The sequence below is a fragment of the Elstera cyanobacteriorum genome (assembly GCF_002251735.1).
Classification (GTDB): domain Bacteria; phylum Pseudomonadota; class Alphaproteobacteria; order Elsterales; family Elsteraceae; genus Elstera; species Elstera cyanobacteriorum.
The window spans coordinates 58,252-73,030 of the sequence record NZ_NOXS01000025.1 but is presented as its reverse complement, the minus strand read 5'-3'; the positions used below and the strand labels follow the sequence as shown (position 1 = coordinate 73,030).

14 protein-coding genes and 1 tRNA gene are annotated in these 14,779 nt (G+C 62.1%); 7 read left to right on the top strand and 8 right to left on the bottom strand.

What is annotated here, in order from left to right; genetic code table 11:
- The first annotated feature begins 28 nt into the window (after positions 1-28).
- Positions 29-811 (top strand): RibD family protein, encoded by a 783-nt coding sequence (locus CHR90_RS03240; protein ID WP_094407546.1) that lies wholly within the window; start codon positions 29-31, stop codon positions 809-811.
- On the top strand, positions 808-1,335 hold the full coding sequence (locus CHR90_RS03235) for a cytochrome b (protein ID WP_094407545.1): 528 nt from the start codon (positions 808-810) through the stop codon (positions 1,333-1,335). The genes CHR90_RS03240 and CHR90_RS03235 overlap by 4 nt, the downstream gene beginning before the upstream one ends.
- On the opposite strand, the gene CHR90_RS03230 is transcribed toward CHR90_RS03235, so the two are convergent.
- Genes CHR90_RS03230 through CHR90_RS03215 form a run of 4 tightly spaced genes read right to left on the bottom strand, consistent with a single transcriptional unit; the run spans position 1,332 to position 4,486 of the window.
- Positions 1,332-2,099 (bottom strand): class I SAM-dependent methyltransferase, encoded by a 768-nt coding sequence (locus tag CHR90_RS03230; RefSeq protein ID WP_094407544.1) that lies wholly within the window; start codon positions 2,097-2,099, stop codon positions 1,332-1,334. The genes CHR90_RS03235 and CHR90_RS03230 overlap by 4 nt on opposite strands.
- Positions 2,096-3,115 carry a glycosyltransferase family 4 protein gene (locus tag CHR90_RS03225; protein ID WP_094407543.1) on the bottom strand — a complete coding sequence of 340 codons (1,020 nt, stop codon included), beginning with the start codon at positions 3,113-3,115 and terminating at the stop codon, positions 2,096-2,098. Before CHR90_RS03225 ends, CHR90_RS03230 begins: the two co-directional genes overlap by 4 nt.
- Positions 3,112-3,513, bottom strand: coding sequence for a 6-pyruvoyl trahydropterin synthase family protein (locus CHR90_RS03220; protein ID WP_094407542.1), 402 nt, complete (start codon positions 3,511-3,513; stop codon positions 3,112-3,114). The genes CHR90_RS03225 and CHR90_RS03220 overlap by 4 nt, the downstream gene beginning before the upstream one ends.
- 13 nt (positions 3,514-3,526) lie before the next feature.
- Positions 3,527-4,486 (bottom strand): zinc-dependent alcohol dehydrogenase, encoded by a 960-nt coding sequence (locus CHR90_RS03215; protein ID WP_170941274.1) that lies wholly within the window; start codon positions 4,484-4,486, stop codon positions 3,527-3,529.
- On the opposite strand from CHR90_RS03215, the gene mdoH reads away from it, so the two are divergent.
- On the top strand, positions 4,389-6,332 hold the full coding sequence (gene mdoH, locus CHR90_RS03210) for a glucans biosynthesis glucosyltransferase MdoH (RefSeq protein WP_267890153.1): 1,944 nt from the start codon (positions 4,389-4,391) through the stop codon (positions 6,330-6,332). The two genes, CHR90_RS03215 and mdoH, sit on opposite strands and share 98 nt — an antisense overlap.
- 30 nt (positions 6,333-6,362) lie before the next feature.
- Here the strand turns inward: mdoH and CHR90_RS03205 are convergent, their stop codons facing one another.
- From CHR90_RS03205 to CHR90_RS03195, 3 genes are all read right to left on the bottom strand, one after another.
- The gene (locus CHR90_RS03205) at positions 6,363-6,998 is read right to left on the bottom strand and encodes a PilZ domain-containing protein (RefSeq protein ID WP_094407539.1); all 636 of its coding nucleotides are present in this window, start codon (positions 6,996-6,998) and stop codon (positions 6,363-6,365) included.
- 211 nt (positions 6,999-7,209) lie between these two features.
- The gene (gene glnA, locus CHR90_RS03200) at positions 7,210-8,619 is read right to left on the bottom strand and encodes a type I glutamate--ammonia ligase (RefSeq protein WP_094407538.1); all 1,410 of its coding nucleotides are present in this window, start codon (positions 8,617-8,619) and stop codon (positions 7,210-7,212) included.
- Between the two features lie 65 nt (positions 8,620-8,684).
- On the bottom strand, positions 8,685-9,023 hold the full coding sequence (locus CHR90_RS03195) for a P-II family nitrogen regulator (protein WP_094407537.1): 339 nt from the start codon (positions 9,021-9,023) through the stop codon (positions 8,685-8,687).
- 240 nt (positions 9,024-9,263) lie between these two features.
- Here CHR90_RS03195 and CHR90_RS03190 point away from each other — a divergent pair.
- The 3 genes from CHR90_RS03190 to CHR90_RS03180 all read left to right on the top strand — a co-directional run bounded on the left by CHR90_RS03190 (position 9,264) and on the right by CHR90_RS03180 (position 10,812).
- Positions 9,264-9,340, top strand: a tRNA-His gene (locus tag CHR90_RS03190).
- Positions 9,341-9,386: 46 nt separating this feature from the next.
- Positions 9,387-9,791 (top strand): NUDIX hydrolase, encoded by a 405-nt coding sequence (locus tag CHR90_RS03185; RefSeq protein ID WP_094407536.1) that lies wholly within the window; start codon positions 9,387-9,389, stop codon positions 9,789-9,791.
- Between the two features lie 91 nt (positions 9,792-9,882).
- Positions 9,883-10,812, top strand: a complete 930-nt coding sequence (locus CHR90_RS03180; RefSeq protein ID WP_170941269.1) for a LysR substrate-binding domain-containing protein — start codon at positions 9,883-9,885, stop codon at positions 10,810-10,812.
- A gap of 78 nt (positions 10,813-10,890) precedes the next feature.
- Here the strand turns inward: CHR90_RS03180 and CHR90_RS03175 are convergent, their stop codons facing one another.
- A complete protein-coding gene (locus CHR90_RS03175) occupies positions 10,891-13,116 on the bottom strand; it encodes a PhoX family protein (protein WP_094407534.1) in 2,226 nt (741 codons plus the stop codon).
- A 297-nt stretch (positions 13,117-13,413) separates the two neighbouring features.
- Between CHR90_RS03175 and CHR90_RS03170 the strand changes: the two genes are divergently transcribed.
- Positions 13,414-14,391 carry a DUF2333 family protein gene (locus tag CHR90_RS03170; protein WP_094407533.1) on the top strand — a complete coding sequence of 326 codons (978 nt, stop codon included), beginning with the start codon at positions 13,414-13,416 and terminating at the stop codon, positions 14,389-14,391.
- Positions 14,392-14,779: the final 388 nt, after the last annotated feature.

The following is a 14,779-nucleotide window of genomic DNA, read 5'->3' as shown; positions in this document are numbered from 1 at the left end:
TTTATTCCGGGAACCCTAGGTCCATTGCATGGTCGCCCTTACCGCCGCCGCCGAGATCGAGTTTCCGCTGGAGCGCTGGCACGCGCTGCTCGACCGGCATGCCCGCACCCGCGCGCTCGCACCGGAGCCGGGTTGCCCCTTCTCGGCGATTTTTGACCCGCTGCTCGGCACCGCGCCGCTGGTGATCGGGCAGTTGGGGCAGTCGCTCGATGGGCGTATCGCCACCCGGACCGGCCACTCCCATTACATCAATGGATCGGCGGCGCTGACCCATCTCCACTGCCTGCGCGCCCTGGTCGATGCCGTGCTGGTCGGGGCGGGCACGGTGATTGCCGACGATCCCTTGCTGACGGTTCGCCATGTGCCCGGCCCGCAACCCGCCCGGGTTGTGCTGGACCCCAATGGCCGCGTGCCCAATTCTGCCCGCCTCTGGCATACGCCCGGGCGGCGGATCGTGCTGCAACGGGGCAACCATCCCCGCCCAGCGGGGGTGGAAATCCTCCCACTCCCCGGTGCTGCGGGCGAGGCGCTGCCGCCGTCGATCCTGCTGGAAACCCTAAGGGCTGCGGGACTAACCCGTGTGTTGGTCGAGGGTGGGGCGACGACAATTTCGCATTTTCTTGCCGCCGGGGCGCTCGACCGCTTGCACCTGCTGATGGGGCCCTTGATTATCGGTTCGGGCCTGCCGGGCCTCTCCTTACCGCCGATTGATCGGCTCGACGGCGCCCTGCGCCCGGTGACCCGCTGTTACCCGCTCTGCGGCGGCGATATCGTCGTCGATTGCGCCTTCCCGAAGGGAGACCCGGAATGACCGACCGCTACCCCCGCGCACTTCGATTGCTCCATTGGCTGATGGCGGCGCTTATCCTCGTCACCCTTCTCCTCGGCCTGGCGATGAGCCGGGTTCCGCCCGGATCGCTGATGAACCAATTGTTCGACCTGCATCGGTCGTTCGGGCTGCTGGCGCTGGGGCTGATCATCTTGCGGCTCTGGCTGCGGTTTCGCGGTCCGTTACCGCCCCCAGCCCCCGGGATGACCCCACTGCAACACCGGGTCGTCCATGCCGTCCATCTTGGGTTTTATGCGGCCTTGGTCGCCTTGCCCGTGCTCGGCTGGGTCGGCAGTTCGGCCTATGGCGCCCCGGTGATCTTCTTCGGGCTGACAACGCTGCCAAGCCTGGCGGCAGAGAATAAGCCGCTGGCCGAGGGGATATTCTCCGTCCACGTCTTCCTCGGTTTCACCCTGATCGGTTTGATCGGCGCCCATGTGGCCGGGGTGATCTACCATCAGGTTTTTCTAAAGGATGGGCTGATGCGGCGGATGTGGCCGCTCTAAAGCGGAACGGCCAACAGATCACGATGCCCAACCTCGGTATGATGGGTCGCGGCGCGGCGGGCGGCTAACCAGTCCGCAATCGTTGGCATGGAACCTTGCTCCGCCACTGCCGCCGCGATTCCGTCGAGCAAAGCCGCTGTAAAAGCGGGCTGATCGGCCCCGACCTGCCAGGGGCTATCGGCGACCGTCACGCGATAGCCGCGCGCCTCTAGCCCGGCAACCAGCGCCGCCGGTGCCTCTGGCCCCAGCGCCGGGCCACCAAAGCCCTTCGGTCCGCGTTGATGGCGGTTGAAGGCCGCCGTTACCGCCCCGTCGAGCGGGTGCGGGGGCCTCCACGCCATTCCCCCATCGTAGGAAAGCGCGGCATAGAGCGGTAACCGCCGGGCGGAGAGCGCGTCGAGAAACCGGTCCAGCCAGTCGGCCGAGACAAGATCGAAGAGTGCCGTCGCCGTCACCAAATCCGCCGCCGCTGCCGGAAGCGGGGTTGCGAGCAGGTCGCACGCCTGGGGCGTGGCGACTACCCCAAGGGCGGCGGCGCGCTGTGCCGCTTGATCGAGCAACCCAACATCACCATCGACCAGCACCCAGGCCGCCGGGCGGGGTAACAGCGGCTGAAGCGTGGCCAGCATCGCCCCGGTGCCGCACCCAAGGTCCATGACCCGTGCTGGGGCGAGGTCCGCCGCCGCCCGCAACAGGCCCGCATCGCGCGCTGCCGTATCGGCCGGGGCGCGCAGGGCAAGCCATTCCGCCGAAAAGCCGCTCATGACCAGAGACTCGCCACCGCAGCGGCGCTGCCCGCCCAGGTGGGAAAGGGTATACCGGCAGCGCGCGCCGAGAGACGCTGTGCCGCCTCGGGATCGGTCAGCAGGCGACGCAACCCTTCCGCGAGGGCTTCGGCGGTCGGCGGCACTTTGATCGCCGCCCCGTCCGGCAGCCAATCGCCCACCGCCCCGCCGACCGAGGCGACCGTGGGCAGACCGGAGGCCAGGGCATCCGCTAGCGCCATGCCGAAGCCTTCGTAATGGGCGGCATGGGCATAAAAGCTCGCCTCGGCATAGGCTTGATCGAGGTCGGCGCCGGTCAAGGCCCCCGTCAGGCGAATGCGCCCCGCCAGCCCTAACCCATCGATCTGCTGCCGCAAGGCCGCGCCGGTTTCCGGCGAATGTTGGTCCGAGCCGACGATGGTCGCCATCCAAGCAAGATCGGTGATCGTCGCCAGGGCGGCCACCAACCCATCGAAATTCTTCCGCGGGCTGATCGCCCCAACGGTCAGGATCATCGGCGGCACCTGCGCTACGCCGCGCGCGTAGCGGCGGACACCCGGCGGCGCCAGCAGGAGTTTTTCGGCAGGAACGCCAAAGCGGGCGGTGAGCGTCTCCCCGGTAGCGCGGCTGGTTACCACAACCCGCTCGGCCCGGCGGAGGGCCTGGGTTTCGCTGGCCTCGAAGGTGGCAGCTAGCGCAGGATCGATCCCGGTTTCCAGACTAAGGGGGTGATGCACCAGCGCCTGCCAACGCTTGCCCAATCGGTCGAGCCACTCGCCCGGTAAAACGGCGAAGGCCAAGCCATCAATAAGAATCGGCACATTGGGCGGAACGGGCGCCAAAAGCGCTTCCGCCACCGCCAGATCGTCCGGCGTCGGCTGGGGATAGGCCCCCGGTAGGCTGATTGCCTGTACCGTGATCCCCGCCGCTGCCCATTCCGCCAACAGCGCCGCATCGTAACGATAGCCGCCGGTCGGCTGGTCGAGCGCGCCGGGATAGACGAAAACAGCCCTCACGCCAGCGCCCCTTCGAAAGAAGCCCGGGCGACATGGGATTCTTCCAGCGTCACCCGCAGCTTCGCGAGACCCGCCGCATGCGGCCCCAAATCCCCCGCTTTGACTGCGGCGGCCATCCCATCGAAAATGAACCGGGCGAGAAATTCGGTCGTGGTGATCTGCCCCGCCAGCGCCGGAACAGTATCGAGGTTCTGATAGTTCAGCGGCGCCAGCAGTTTCTTCAGCGCATCGGACGCGAGGCCGATATCGACCACCAGATTATCGGGGTCGAGGGTCTCGCGGAAAAAGGCAACATCGACGATATAGGTCGCACCATGCAGCCCCTGCGCGGGGCCGAAAACTGGGCGCGGCAAACTATGGGCAATCATAATATGGTCGCGAACTTCAAGGGCATACATGCAAGCAGTTTCCTTAAGTGGGATAGACGATCAGGGGCATCAGCGCCGACGCCCCTTCCGATAACAGCGCAGGCAAGCGGTTGGATGCCTCGGCGAAGGGAATTGGATCGGACAGCAGCGCATCAAAGCGGTCGTCCTTCAATAAATCGAGCGCCGCCGCCAGCCGCCGCCCATAGCTCCAGCGTGGGCGACGACTGGGCGCCACCTGCCCGACCTGCGAGCCGATCAGGCGCAGGCGCTTCGCATGAAACGCCCCGCCCAGGCTTACCGTTACCGGCTTTGTGCCGTACCAGCTTAGCTCGATAATCGCGGCTTCCATCCCGGCACAGTCAAGCGCGGTTTGCAGCCCGGCGGGGGAGCCAGAGGCGTGGAAGACGACATCGGCGTCCGGTATCGCCGCCTGAGAAACGCCAAAACGCGCCGCCAGCGCCTGCCGCGCCGGGTCGGGATCGATCAGGCTCACCAGCGCCCCCGGCAGCCCGGTGGCCAGGGCTGCGACCAACAGCCCTACCGAGCCGCCGCCGACCACGGCAATACGGTCCGCCGGTCCAGCGCCGGAGTCCCACAGGGCGTTCAACGCCGTTTCCATATTGGCCGCCAACACCGCGCGGGCGGGGGGCAGCCCAGGGGGCAGAGGCGTTACGGCGGTCGCATCGGCCCGGAACACGGTCTGATGGGGATGCAGGGTAAACACCCGCTGCCCCAGCCAATCATCCGGCCCCTCGGTTACCTCGGCCACGCAGCAATAGCCGTATTTGACCGGAAACGGGAAATCGCCCTCCTGCGCCGGACCGCGCATCCGGTCGGATTCCGAAGCCGGGACCTGCCCGGTTAGCACCAACCGCTCGGTGCCGCGACTGACGCCCGAATAAAGTGTGCGAAGGCGTAAATTCCCGGTCCCCAATACCGCCGGGCGGGCATCCAGTAGGCCGGGTGAAACGTACCAAAGGGCAAGCGCGGTATCAGTCGTCATAGTCACGAACTATAGTCCCCGGTGCCGCGTTTGCCAGTCCCCCGCGTCAACCTTTGCGAGCCTTTTGATGACCGACCTTGCCGCTACCCCGGAAACCTCGGCCGATGCCCCCTCGTTGGCGCTAAGGCGCGGGCTGATGCTGATTCTCTGCCTTGGGCTTGCCTTGGCCGTCACCAGCCTGATGGTCAGGATTTTGGAGGTGAACGGCTGGAGTTGGGCGGAGGTGGGGGCGCTTATCTGCTTTATCCTGACCCTACCGTGGACGGTATTGGGGTTCTGGAACGCCAGCATCGGCTTCTGTCTCGTGCATATCGCCGGGCGGCTTGGTGTTGATCCGGTCGCCGCCGTTAATCCGCGTCTTGTGCCGAAGGACGACGCCCGCCCGATCACGACGCGCACGGCTATCACCATGACGATCCGTCACGAAGATCCGGCGCAGGTGATCGCCCGGCTGCGCCTAATGCGCGCCGATCTGGAGGCGAGCGGCTGGGGCCGACACTTTCATTTCTATCTTCTGTCGGATAGCGCCCGTCCCGAGGCGGCAGCCGCCGAAGAAGCCGCCTTTGCCGCCTGGAAAGCGACCGATGCACACCCGGAGGAGCTGATTTACCGCCGCCGGGAGCAGAACACCGGCTTTAAGGCGGGGAACGTGCGGGACTTCCTAACGCGCTTCGGCTGTCCTTATGATTTCTTCCTGCCGCTGGATGCCGATAGTTTGATGGGGGCGCGGTCGATCCTACGGTTGGTGCGCAGCCTGCAAGCCTTTCCCCAGGTCGGGCTGTTGCAAACCTTGGTTGTCGGCATGCCATCCGGCAGTTTCTTTGCCCGCGCCTTTCAGTTCGGCATGCGCCAAGGAATGCGGACCTATACGATGGGAAGCGCCTGGTGGCAGGGCGATTGCGGGCCGTTCTGGGGCCATAACGCCCTGATCCGCCTCGCCCCGTTCCGCGATCATTGCGAGCTGCCGGTATTGCCGGGCACGCCGCCGCTGGGCGGATTGATCCTATCGCACGATCAGGTGGAAGCGGCCTTGCTGCGCCGGGCGGGGTTCGAGGTACGCGTTGTGCCGGAAGAAGGCGAAAGCTGGGAAGAAAACCCGCCCGCCCTGCCCGACTTCGTAAAACGCGATTTGCGCTGGTGCCAAGGCAACATGCAATATTTCCAGCTTCTGGGGCTACCGGGGTTAAAGGCACCGTCGCGCATTCAAATCGGTCTGGCGATCCTGATGTATGTTGGCGCCCCGGCGTGGATGGGCTTTTTGGTGTTCGGGCTTGCGCAGGCCTTTTTGCCTGCCGGTCCCGCCCCTTACCCCGCCGATCTGGGGCTTACGCTCTTCGCGGTGATCATGACCCTCAGCCTCTCGCCGAAACTGCTGGGTGTGCTCGATTTGCTGATCCAGCGTCGGGAGCGCCAGCGCTATGGCGGCACGCTGCGACTGGTTGGCGGCGCCTTGATCGAACTGGTCTTGATGACCTTGCTCGCGCCCGTGATCGCCCTGATCGAAACCCGCTTCATGCTGGGGTTGCTGTTCGGTAAGGCAGTGGGTTGGGACGCCCAGCAGCGCCAAGGCTATCGGGTGCGCTGGGGCCAGGCGGCGCACGGCCTGTGGCTGCCGACCTTGTTCGGCGGGCTGTATGGTCTCGGTCTGTGGATCGGCGCGCCGGGCGCGCTCCCGTGGGCGGCGCCTCTGCTCACCGCCTATCTTCTCAGCATTCCGCTGTGCGTGCTGACCGCCAGCCCGCGCTTCGGGGCTTTATGCCACCGCTGGGGGATTTTGGCGATTCCCGAAGAGATCGACGCTAGCGCGCCGGTCCATACGCTGCCGGGGGCCATCGGCCCCCGGTAATGGCCCCTGGCCTTAACCAGGGCTGGGGTCTTACATATCTGGCAGCGGCGGATGCTTCTTGATCGCCGCTTCCAACATATCGAAGAGTTCCGACGACAGCGAGGTGAAGGCCAGGGCCAGGGTGCGGCGCACCCCATTGGCCCGCACCACCTTCGCGGTAAAAATCCCGCTTTCCTGGGATTTTTCAGTACGGATGATGCCGCGAATTTGCATATCCGGCTTCACGTCGTCCGGCGGGTCATATTCGCCCAGCAGCATGCCGGAGAGCGACCAATTGATGGTCGGATACGTAATGGTCACGCGCATCGGATCGCCCTTGTCGGGGTTATCCTCGGGCCGCAGCGAATGCATATATTCCAGCAGCGCAAAGCCTTCTTTGCTGATCCAGGTAAATTCCACCCCCAGCAGTTGCTTGCCCGCATCGGCGCGCGCCACCTTGCCTTCGAATAGCCCAACCGTGGTGCGATTGGGAAAGGTAAAGGCGCCGTGGAAAACCGCCCCAACCTCCAGCGGCCCTTGATACTCCTTCATAATCATATGGGAGAAGGACCAGCGCAGGGTTTCATAAACGGTGGCGAACAGATCGACCGAGAGCGTGGGAATGGTATAGCGCTTATCACGGTGAGCGCCGCTGGGCTGGGGGGCATTTCCGCCTTTCGCCGCCATTCCTCGCATCATGGGTCAACCATCCCTTGGAACCTATTGATCTGGATGGGGTGTTTTAATCACCCTCATACGCAAAGCGCGCCTCGACTGAATCACGAACGCGGGTTGAACGCCAGCGAATTTTACCGGAATACCCCCCTGGCGTGCCATAAAAATAATCCCCCGCTGCCGGATCGGCAGCGGGGGACGACACAAGCCTGCGTAACGGGTATTACGCGCTGTAGTACATTTCGAATTCCACCGGATGCGGGGTGGTTTCGAAACGCATCACTTCTTCCATCTTCAGCTCGATGTAAGCATCGATCTGATCGTCGGTGAAGACATCGCCACGCTTCAGGAAGTCGCGGTCCTTATCCAGGTTTTCCAGCGCTTCACGCAGCGACCCGCAAACGGTCGGCACTTCCTTCAGTTCTTCCGGCGGCAGATCGTAGAGGTTCTTGTCCATCGCCTGACCCGGATGGATCTTGTTGATGATCCCGTCGATCCCGGCCATCAGCATCGCCGAGTAGGCGAAATACGGGTTCGCCAGCGGATCCGGGAAGCGCACTTCAACGCGCTTGGCCTTCGGGCTGGATGCGAACGGAATACGGCACGAAGCCGAACGGTTGCGCGACGAATAGGCCAGCAACACGGGGGCTTCATAGCCCGGCACCAGACGCTTGTAGCTGTTGGTGGTCGGGTTGGTGAAAGCGTTGATCGCCTTCGCGTGCTTAATGATCCCGCCGATGTAGTAGAGGGCCATTTCCGACAGGTCGGCATAGCCGTTACCGGCGAACAGCGGCTTGCCGTCCTTCCAGATCGACTGGTGAACGTGCATGCCCGAGCCATTGTCCTTGAAGATCGGCTTCGGCATGAAGGTCGCGGTCTTGCCGTAGGCGTGGGCGACGTTCTGCACGCAGTACTTATAGATCTGCATGCCGTCGGCGCACTTCAGCAGGGTCGAGAACTTAATCCCGAGTTCGTGCTGGGCCGGGGCGACTTCATGGTGATGCTTTTCGACTTCAACGCCCATACCGGCGATGGCATCAAGCATTTCGGCGCGCAGGTCCGAACCGCTATCCACCGGGGCCACCGGGAAATAGCCACCCTTCGGCCCCGGACGATAGCCCGAGTTGCCGTTTTCGTAGACCTTACCGCTGTTCTGCGGCAGTTCTTCGCTATCGAGGTAGTAGTAGCCCTCGTGCTGGTCCTGCTTGAAGCGCACATCGTCGAAGACGAAGAATTCGGCTTCCGGGCCCATGAACACGGTATCGCCAATGCCCGAGGCTTTGACGAAGGCTTCGGCGCGCTTGGCGATCGAGCGCGGATCGCGGCTATAGGCCTGACCGGTCGACGGCTCCAGCACGTCGCAGAACAGAATAAGCTGCGGCTGCGCCGAGAACGGGTCCATCACGGCAGTGGACAGGTCCGGCTTCAGCAGCATGTCCGATTCGTTGATGGCCTTCCAACCGGCGATCGACGAACCGTCGAACATGATGCCTTCGTTCAGCAGGTCTTCGTCCACCGTAACGATATGCTGAGCCGTGTGGTGCCATTTGCCGCGCGGATCGGTAAAGCGGAAGTCGACATACTTCACGCCGTTTTCCTGGATCAGCGACAGCACGGTTTTCGCGTCGGACATGTGTTCTCTTCCCGTTTGCGGATAAGTGGCGAAAGATTAAGGGTTGGAGATGGGAGAGGGAAGCGTTAGATCGCGTCCCCGCCTTTTTCACCGGTTCGGATGCGGATGGCATCTTCGACCGGCAAGACGAAAATTTTGCCGTCGCCGATACGGCCGGTATGGGCTGCCTGCTGAATAGCTTCAACCGCCCGTTCGACCAGCGCATCGTCCATGACGATCTCGATTTTCACCTTGGGGAGAAAATCGACGACATATTCGGCGCCACGGTAAAGTTCGGTATGGCCCTTCTGACGGCCAAAGCCTTTCGCTTCGGTGACGGTCAGCCCTTGAATGCCGATCTCGTGCAGGGCTTCTTTGACCTCATCGAGTTTGAACGGCTTGATGATCGCTTCGACTTTTTTCATTCGTTTCTGCGCTTCTGCTCCGCTGGCGACCCATTCGCCAGATTGGCCCCCTGGACCCGGAGAGTAGCATAACCCATGCCACTCCGGCATAGCCTGGAAAACGGGCGTGCTGCACAGATTTCCGTCAGGCTATTGCCCTATATTGCGTCATATCGCCTATTATATGTGCATATCGGAAATTTGCGGACAGACGCTTGACAGGATCGGGCGCTTGCATTAGGGAAAGCGCCTCTCCTGATGGCGGGTGTAGCTCAGTTGGTTAGAGCGCCAGATTGTGATTCTGGATGTCGCCGGTTCAAGTCCGGTCACTCGCCCCAGGAGAGGTTTTCCCTAAAATCTTTCCTTGCTTTCAAAGGCTAGGCCATGACGCAGCATCCCCGGGTCGGCGTTCTGGCGCTGGTGTGCCGCGACAATCGGCTGCTGCTGGTCGAACGCGGGCGCCCACCGAACCAAGGGCTGTGGGGGTTTCCCGGCGGCAAGCTGGAGTTCGCCGAAAGCCTGACCGCCGCCGCTGCGCGGGAATTGCACGAGGAAACCGGGATCACAGCCGAGTTTTTCGAGCTGCTGCCGCCGCTGGAAGCGGTTTCCGATGGGTTTCACTATATTTTGATCCCCGTGCTGGGGCGCAATCCTGAGGGCCAGCTTGCCGCAGGCGACGACGCGCGCGATGCCCGTTGGCTGAGCCGCGTGGATTTGGCCGATCTTCCGATCATTGCCGCCGTGCCGCCGCTATTTGATCAAGCCCTAAAGCGGCTTTCCAGCCTATAACCTGGACTTTACCCGATATAACTCTTTCGTCCGCCGTAAACTGCGCTAGTGTAAACGCTATCCTATGCCTTGCCGGGGGGTTCGAGGCAGAATGCGGCTGCGCCATATCGAGGTTTTTCACGCCATCATCGTGACCGGAACGGTCAGCGGGGCGGCACGGCTGCTAAATGTCTCGCAGCCCGCCGTTACGAAAATTCTGCAGCATGCCGAAGATCAAATCGGCCTGACGTTGTTCGAGCGCATTCGAGGCCGCCTGCACCCAACGCCCGAAGGTCTAGCCCTTTTCGCCGAAGTGCAGAAGATTTATTCCGGTCTTGAGAGCCTCAAAAAGCTAGCGCGCAACCTTAAAGACGGGCGGTCGGGGCGGCTGCGGATTGCCGCCTCCCCCGCCCTTTGCATCGATATGATGCCCCAGGCGATTAGCCGCTTTCGCAAGGATCACCCGGACGTCAATTTTGAGGTGGAAACCCACCATTATAAGGATCTGGTCGATGCGCTGCTGGTCCAGGACGTCGACCTTGGCTTTGCTTTCGAAGCAACGCCGCATCCGGGGTTAAGCATCGAAGACTTGGCCGAAGGCGCGATGGTGGCGATCTTCCAAAAAGGCGCGGCCGCGCCTCTGCCTGCCGCCATCGAGCTTACGGAAATGACGCGCTGGCCCTTTATCGGCCTGCGCGCGGGCGATCCGCTGGGCGGGCTGCTGCACAATGCCATGAGCATGGCGGATGTCGCCCTCAACCCGGAAATCGAGGTCAAAACCAACCGCATCGCCCTGTCGCTGGTCAGCCGAGGGGCTGGGGCCGCTATCGTCGATGGTTATACCGCCGCCTCGGGCCAGCCGGAGCTGATCGACATTCGCGCGCTGAAAGACCCGTTAACCTATCGCGTCCAGGCCATTTGGGCGCGGCACCGCCCCCAGTCGGTGCTGGCCCGACAATTCATCCAGACCTTCGTCGATGTGGAACGCGAAACGACAGCAGCCCTGAATAGACGGAGCGGAATGCTGCGGGCTGCTGAATAAACCTGCGAAAAACCTGCCCAAAAAATAACCACGCAGCCCCGAAGGACTGCGTGGCTCTTTTCAGCATATGGTCTCGCGTTATGCGCCGACCACGCCACCATCCTTTTTGGTGATGACAATGGTCGCCGAGCGCGGACGCTTGCCCGCGCCGTACCCGGCATTCGCCGGCCACTGGCTTTCATACTTCGCCGGGTCGGTGACATCGGCCATCTTCGTGGCTTCGCCCGGATGCTGAATGTTGATGAACAGCGCCTTGCCATCCGGCGTTTCAGCAATACCGGTGATTTCCGACCCCTTCGGACCAACCAGGAAGCGCTTCAGTTCGCCTTCGGTCGGGGCCTTACCAACCGGGGTGGTGACGGTCAACTTCGCCCCATCGGCCTTCGTGTAGTTGATATTGACCTTCTGACCATCGCCAACCTTGCCCGGCAGGGCGGCCAGCATCATGCAGTTGGTCACATCCGTATAGGCGCCGTCATCGGTCTGGATCCAGCAGATGCCGGTCGCTTTGCTGAAGGCCAGACCATCCGGGCTGGAGAGATCCTGATTGGCGTTCAGCTTCGACAGATTGATGCTGGCCGGATCGGCGGACGCTTCGGCCCCGAAGAGGTAAATATCCCACGAGAAGGCCTTCGCCCCGGCCCCACCCGCTTCGCGCACGCGGATGATGTGACCGTGCGAATTACCGGTCTGCACGCGCGAGGTACCCTTGACGTCGGAATAAGCCCGCGGATTCGCGGCATCCGGCTCCAGCGCCGAACCACCCTTGGGCTCCGACGTGCGGTTAGCGTTATTGGTCAGGGTGAAATAGACTTCACCATTAGCCGGATTGACGGAACACCATTCCGGGCGATCCATCTTGGTTGCGCCAACCGCATCGCCCGCGAGGCGCGCATTGACGGCAACATCCGCCTGATCGGCGAAGGCATATTTGTCGTAGCCTTTGATCTTCGGATTGTTGATCGACAGTTCGATCCACTCGCCGGTCCCATCGGCATTGAACTTCGCGACGTAGAGCGTCCCCTTGTCGAGATACTTATCGCCAACAGCCAAACGGTCAGCTGCCGTCGCATCCGACGCCGACCAAGTGGCTTCCGACACGAATTTATAGATATACTCGTTGCGCGCATCGTCGCCCATGTAGACGGCGAGCGGCTGGCCATTAACCGGAAGGCTGAAAGCGGCGCTTTCATGCGCATAGCGGCCCAGGGCCGTACGCTTCTTCGCCAGCTTGGTCTTATCGTACGGGTCCATTTCGACCACGTAGCCCTGACCGTTCATTTCGTTGCGATAATCATCGCTGCCGTCGGCCGAGGTTCCGGTCTTAACATTGTTCCAGCGCATGTACTTATCGTCGGAACCCGCCGATTCCCAACCGTGACGCGAGGCAGCCCCTTCGGCGCGGCCATAGCGCTTCAGTGCGGTGACCGACTTATCGTTACCGCGCGCTTCGTCATCGCCCTTGGCACGGAAGAAGTAGCCGTTCCAATTCTCTTCACCGGTCATCAGCGTACCCCAGGGGCTTTTCCCGGTGCCGCAGTTGTTCAACGTGCCGCGGGTTTTGGTGCCGTCGGGGGAATATTTGGTCTTCAGCAGCGCATTGCCCCGCGCGGGGCCGCTGATTTCCATTTCGGTCAGGGTGGTGAAGCGACGGTTGAAGGCCGACGCCTTCACATATTCCCACTTGCCGGCGGCATTCTTACGAACTTCGACGAAGGACACGCCGTGGATCGCCAATTCCTTATCTACTTCGGCTGCCGGGCGGGGCAGCGTGGCGGTACCGCCCGTCGGATGGATAAAGAAAGAGGAGAGTTTTTCGTCGGTGGTGGCTTCGTGATTGACGCCGAGAATGCCACGATTGGTCGCGGTGGTGGACGGCTTGCCGTCCGCGCTCAGGCCGAACCACTCCATCCCATCGTGATGATCACCCGCCCGGTTTTCAAAATCGGCATCGGTGCCGTCGTTCTTATAATCCGGGGTATTAGCGGTCAGCGGATCGCCGAGGGCGTAAATGATCTGCGCGTCATAGCCTTCCGGTACGATAACGGCATCGGCTAGGCTCTTTGCCACCGGCTTGAAGCCCAGCAGCTTCTTCGCCTTATCGGCGGCCTGGGCATCACCCGCGATGGTCAGGGCGGACACACCGCCGAGCGATCCGAACAGCGCGGTTGCCGCCGTGCCCATCAGCACCGAGCGGCGGCTGAGGCTGGCATCGACCACCGAAGCGAAGGTCGGGTTATCGGAAAGGTTGGTCACCTCGTCGGCGTCATGGGTCGTGGCGGGCGCCAGGCTTGCGTCGGTCATCGGTGTCTCGCAGATCAAGGGTCTAAACGGGTGCGGGGGAATGCGTCGGCACGCACCCGCAGTTTTGCCAGGGCAACCATGCCGTTCCGAAATGACGCTTCCGTGACGATTCTCTGACAGATTCCTGAAAAATCCTGTGATCTTCTCCAGGGTATTTTAGGTTAATGGAGCCATACCCCCCTGGAAAACCTTCCGGCATTCTGAAATTTTACGCTCTCGGCCTTATATATGCCGTAGCGCCGTCCTAGAGTGGCGGAATGGAGCCGTTCAGGGTCCGGGGGGAAGGGAGTTTATCGGGTGACGGAATTCGACTTCGAAAAACGGTCGCTGGCTTCGCGCTTCTGGCCGAAGCGCCTAAGGATCGGCGTGGGGCTCATTGGCAAGATGGCCTTGGCGCTCGTGCTGCTCGTCGCACTGTATATTCCGGTCGGCATGCTGTGGGTTCATGTCATCGACGATGATACAACCCTGGCGCCGACCGAGCTTCCCCAAGGCGGCAGTCATGCGGTGGCCATGGCGGCGACGCTGATCGAACGCGAAACCATCACCCACCGCTGGACGGCCAATGATCCGATTTTTCTACCGGGCTGGTGGCTCGACAATATGCCGGAGTTTCAGACCGGTATGATGGAGGCCATTGGGCGGTTCTCTACGGAGATGATGGATCAGATCGGCCGCAATCGGGGTTCCTCCCAAGCCGATCCCGACCTATCAAAAGCCGTCGATTTGCTGAAGTCGGCGCCGAATATCTGGCTGTTCGATTTTTCCACCTCCTGGGCGCCGACCACCTCCTCCGACGCCAAATACCGGGCTGCGGCCAAAGCGCTGCGGACGTATAACCAGCGCCTCGGCCAAGGGCAGGCGCTGTTCGAGCGCCGGGGCGACAATCTCATCGCCCTGCTCGACCGGATCATGTCCGACCTCGGTTCGGCCTCCGCCGTGCTCGACCGACAGATCCTGGAAGGCCGCGACCAGTTTATCGACCGGCGGGCGGATAATGTCTTCTATGGGGTCAAAGGGCGGCTATACGCCTATTACCTGATCCTGCGCGAACTCGGGACCGATTATCAGCAGCTTCTACGCGAACGGGAGGCCTTTAATGTCTGGACCCAGATGCTGGCCAGCCTGCACGAAGCCTCGTTGCTCAACCCGCTCATCGTCATGAACGGCGCGACCGATGGGGTCTTCGTTGCCAACCATCTGGCAACGCAGGGCTTTTATCTCTTGCGCGCCCGAACCCAAGTGCGCGAGGTTTCGGAAATCCTCGTCCGCTAACACCATAAGAGGATCGGTTCTGACCGGACGGACAGTTTCTTGCGCTAAAACCTACCGCAACGCACAATAACGTCCGGTTATAGCCACAGCATCCCATTATATTTCTCAAAAATTTCTGATTTGTTTAAAAACCATTTCAGGCGATGCCGCCCTCCCCCGCATCGTCCAGGAATGGGGTTCCCCAGCCCTTTCCGCACGCGCCATCGCCTGGGAGTTGCCCGCCCAAGGCTGGCGCCGGTTCGTCACAGGCCGGTGCCTCTTCCAATGCGATGGCGCGTCTCTAGATGAATAGGTAGATGCCTCCCGCCGTCTCCCAGGCCCTTGGTCTCAGGACGGATGGCGCATTTCATGCATGCATTTTTGAATACGGTCGTATTAGCAAGGAAGG

Bases quoted from the DNA above. Each gene is read 5' to 3' on its own strand.
- CHR90_RS03215 (WP_170941274.1), bottom strand. From the start codon at position 4,486: ATGACGACTGATACCGCGCTTGCCCTTTGGTACGTTTCACCCGGCCTA.
- glnA (WP_094407538.1), bottom strand. From the start codon at position 8,619: ATGTCCGACGCGAAAACCGTGCTGTCGCTGATCCAGGAAAACGGCGTG.
- CHR90_RS03205 (WP_094407539.1), bottom strand. From the start codon at position 6,998: ATGGCGGCGAAAGGCGGAAATGCCCCCCAGCCCAGCGGCGCTCACCGT.
- CHR90_RS03185 (WP_094407536.1), top strand. From the start codon at position 9,387: ATGACGCAGCATCCCCGGGTCGGCGTTCTGGCGCTGGTGTGCCGCGAC.
- CHR90_RS03175 (WP_094407534.1), bottom strand. From the start codon at position 13,116: ATGACCGACGCAAGCCTGGCGCCCGCCACGACCCATGACGCCGACGAG.
- CHR90_RS03230 (WP_094407544.1), bottom strand. From the start codon at position 2,099: ATGAGCGGCTTTTCGGCGGAATGGCTTGCCCTGCGCGCCCCGGCCGAT.
- CHR90_RS03240 (WP_094407546.1), top strand. From the start codon at position 29: ATGGTCGCCCTTACCGCCGCCGCCGAGATCGAGTTTCCGCTGGAGCGC.
- CHR90_RS03180 (WP_170941269.1), top strand. From the start codon at position 9,883: ATGCGGCTGCGCCATATCGAGGTTTTTCACGCCATCATCGTGACCGGA.
- CHR90_RS03195 (WP_094407537.1), bottom strand. From the start codon at position 9,023: ATGAAAAAAGTCGAAGCGATCATCAAGCCGTTCAAACTCGATGAGGTC.
- CHR90_RS03235 (WP_094407545.1), top strand. From the start codon at position 808: ATGACCGACCGCTACCCCCGCGCACTTCGATTGCTCCATTGGCTGATG.
- CHR90_RS03220 (WP_094407542.1), bottom strand. From the start codon at position 3,513: ATGTATGCCCTTGAAGTTCGCGACCATATTATGATTGCCCATAGTTTG.